Source organism: Paramagnetospirillum marisnigri (genome assembly GCF_001650715.1).
Lineage (GTDB): Bacteria > Pseudomonadota > Alphaproteobacteria > Rhodospirillales > Magnetospirillaceae > Phaeospirillum > Phaeospirillum marisnigri.
Genome location: NZ_LWQT01000105.1, coordinates 1 through 3,454, shown reverse-complemented (window position 1 = coordinate 3,454; position 3,454 = coordinate 1). Strand labels below are relative to the sequence as shown.

Annotated in this window: 3 protein-coding genes; 2 read left to right on the top strand and 1 reads right to left on the bottom strand. The window is 60.6% G+C overall.

The window, feature by feature from the left end; translation table 11 throughout:
* Positions 1 to 172: 172 nt before the first annotated feature.
* Positions 173 to 721: a magnetosome protein MamG gene (gene mamG / locus A6A04_RS22750; RefSeq protein ID WP_245651287.1), complete on the bottom strand. Its 549-nt coding sequence runs from the start codon at positions 719 to 721 to the stop codon at positions 173 to 175.
* 405 nt (positions 722 to 1,126) lie between these two features.
* On the opposite strand from mamG, the gene A6A04_RS18440 reads away from it, so the two are divergent.
* Together A6A04_RS18440 and A6A04_RS18435 are read left to right on the top strand one after the other, a co-directional pair.
* Positions 1,127 to 2,047, top strand: coding sequence for a hypothetical protein (locus A6A04_RS18440; RefSeq protein ID WP_008615046.1), 921 nt, complete (start codon positions 1,127 to 1,129; stop codon positions 2,045 to 2,047).
* Positions 2,044 to 3,207, top strand: a complete 1,164-nt coding sequence (locus A6A04_RS18435; protein WP_008615045.1) for a serine/threonine protein kinase — start codon at positions 2,044 to 2,046, stop codon at positions 3,205 to 3,207. The genes A6A04_RS18440 and A6A04_RS18435 overlap by 4 nt, the downstream gene beginning before the upstream one ends.
* The last annotated feature ends 247 nt before the right edge of the window (positions 3,208 to 3,454 follow it).

The window sequence follows — 3,454 nt, the reverse complement described above, 5'->3', positions numbered from 1 at the left end:
AGCACCAGCCCTTGCTTGGCATGGAACTGAACGTATTCGTCATCCTTGTTGCGCATCAAAGGCACAAAACAAAGAATACCGAGATAGCTGAGGGCAGCCATCACCAGGGGCTTGTAACTGGTTCCGGTTTCTTGCGACAACCCGACAGTCTGTGCGGTCATTTCGTCCTCCTTCAGACGGCTTCGGCCGCAGCCGGCTCGGCATTGCGGTTCTTGTAATATCCATAAAGAGCGACGGCGCCCGCCACTCCAACCACGCCCAGCAGCACCGGCCCCCAGGCACCCAGACCCAGGCCGAGGCCCAAGCTGACGCCCTTGGCGGACAGCATGGCGCTGCTGCTGGTGGCGGCGGCGATGGGGCTGGCAGTGACGGAAGCACCCGTGGCGGCACCGGCTGCGGCACCGGCAGCACCGGCTCCACCGGCGGCAACCATGGCCTTGCCCTTGACGCCGGTCACGGCGACCTTGGTGGCTGCGCCAGCTCCCTTGGCGGCCATGGCCGCCTGATTGGCGCCACCAGCCGCCGCCTTGGTTCCAGCGGCTTTCATGCCCGCAGCCTTGGCGGTCACCGCCTCGCGTTCAACCTCTGCCGCGGCAGCCTTAGCCGCCCCGGTCTTGGCCGTTGCGCCATTGGCGGCGCCGGCCTTGGCCCCACCGGCCTTCATGCCGGCGGCCTGAGCGGCACCCTCACGTTCGATTTCCGGAGCCGCCGCGGCAGCCATGGCCGCGCCGCCAGCTGCGGGAGCTGCAGCGTTCGCGGCGGTCCCACCAGCCATACCTGTTGCCATCTGTGCCGCCATAACCTAACTCCTCTGGGAAAGAGATAAATACATACATGTCTTGTTGCACAAATTCGCCGGCTCGACAATAGTCTGCAAGCGGATAACAATACGTCAGCAGCAAAAGAAGTTAATAATCACTCTCATATTCGCGCTTTTGCCGTCAGCGCTTCATGCTGTTTTGTCCAAGAATTTGATGGAGCCACAGTCTTTGCTAAAGTGATGACGCGTGAGATTCTGGGCCTCCGGTTGTTTCGTGATCAAGGCTCCGGATGTGAACTGATTTCGTCGGCAGAGATCCCCTCCAGCGAAAATCGTAACGGTGCTCAACCACAGGAGACGTGATCCGTGGCCTATTCACAGGAAATCAGCCGCGACCAGCGCGGCGCCTTTATCTTTCTAGTGGATCAATCCAAATCCATGAACACCACCTTCGGTGTCGATGATAACGGCCAGACGATCAGCCGGGCCCAGGTGGTGGCGGATGCGCTCAACCGAACCCTCGACGAGTTGATCAACCGCTGTATGCGTGATGAAGGTGTCCGGGACTATTTCGACATCGGCGTCATCGGCTATGGGCGCACTAACCGCGCCGAGTTCTGCTGGCTGGGAGCCTTGGCGGGGCGCAGCTTGGTGCCCATCTCCGAGGTGGCGGAAAACGCCGATACCATCGAGGAAGAAACCACCATCATGGTTCGCGGCCAGCCGGTGGTCGAACGGGTCGCCGTTTCGCGTTGGGTGGCGCCGGTGGCGGTGGAAAGCACCCCGATGAACGGAGCGCTGCGCTTGGCGCAATCGATCCTGGAACCCTGGATTTCCGCGAACCCCGGGTCATTCCCCCCGGCCGTCATCAATATTACCGACGGCATGGCCAACGATGTGGACAGCGACGAAGAACTTCTGGCGACCGCCCGGCGGTTGACCGGGCTAAAGACCAATGACGGCCACGTCCTGCTGATGAACTGCCATATTTCCGGCGGCGACGACGCGCCGGTGGTGTTCCCGTCCAGCGCCGGCCAACTGCCCGACGACACCTATGCCCGCCTGCTGTTCGAGATGTCGAGCGAGTTGTCGGGCCGCCATCGCGCCATCATCTGCGAACTGTTCGAGCGCGACCTGAAGACCACCCCGACCCTGCGCGGCATGGCGTTCAATGCCGATGCCGTCGCGCTGGTCAAACTGCTCGATATCGGCACCCGGCCGGCCATCGTTTTTAACCAAGCCGCCGAGGCTTCGTCACACGCTCGGACCACGGAGTTCGAACAGTGACGTTCCCGGTATTGGCGGACTACAAGGCAGCACTCTCCAACGCCAAGGCCCGGTTCGCCACTCTACAGGTGACACCGTTCAAGGATGCCCGAGGCCACCCGCAGTTTCTCGCCGGAAATTTCGCCGGGGTATTCCGGGTCACCGATTCCCAAGGGTCGCTCTTGGCGATCAAGTGCTTCATCCGTGATCTTCCCGATCTGGAGCGCCGCTACAAAGCAATCTCCGGCTTCGTCGCTGCCAGCGGCTCGCCCTATATGGTGCCGCTTCGGTTTCACCGCGACGAACTCTACGTGACGTCGTCCATCGCCAAGCACGGTGAATATCCGGTCATCAGCATGCCTTGGGTCCCTGGCCGCACCATCGGCGCCTTGGTCCAGACCCTGTGCGATAGCGACAAGCGCGGCGGCATCGCAGGCATGAGCCGGGCCTGGGCGCGGCTTTGCCTGAATCTGCTGAACCGTGGCGTCGCTCATGGCGACCTTAAACACGACAACATTCTGATCGGACCTGATGGTCGGCTGAAGCTGATCGATTACGATTCCATGTATCTTCCTGAACTGAGCGGGCTGCCCTGCACCTTGCTCGGCAGCATCAATTTCCAGCACCCCGAACGCAACGAGACGCATTTCGATGCGACGCTGGATCACTTCTCCATGCTGGTGATGCAACTGTCGTTGCGGGCCTTGGTGTTCGAACCCGGATTGCTCAAGCACTGCCACAGTGGCGAGAACCTCATCTTCACCCGGTCGGATTTCCTCAATCCGCATGGCTCGGAACTGTTCCAGCGGCTTGCCGCCTTTGATGACCTTTACGTTCGCGATTGGGCGGCACGGCTTGCGCTGGCCTGTGGATCGAATTCCATCCGCATACCGTCGATCAAGGCGATCCTGTCCGCGGCCGCAGGGCTGGAAATGAGTCCGGTAACCGGAGGTCTGAGGTGGCTTCTCTATCGGGTGTCCAGTGGAGCGCCAAATATCACTCCCAATGCCCGGCCGAAGCCTGCCGTTCCCATTCCTTCTGATCGCTCCAAGCCGGTGGTTGCCAGCCGAGGCGACGATCCGATCAATCGCCTGAGAAAGCTGAAGACCGCTCTCGACGAGGGCCTGATCAGCCAGGCCGACTACGACGGACAGAAGGCCAAGATCATGGAAAATTTCTGAGTGATCCAACTATCCTGCCACTCCGGTCCGTCAGAATGACGGGGGAGGAACTGGCTCTTCACTTGCGGTATCGTCTGATATTATTGTGGCAATGAAACCTACGGCTGAATGCATATCTCGGGGAGGGAGTTCCATGCCTCTGTGTCTGAAAGATGACTTTCTTCGCATGCTCGCGAGCGAGATTCGCAACTTCTGCCATTGGATGACCTATGCGCGTCTCCGCAGGCACGTCTTGCGCAAACGATAG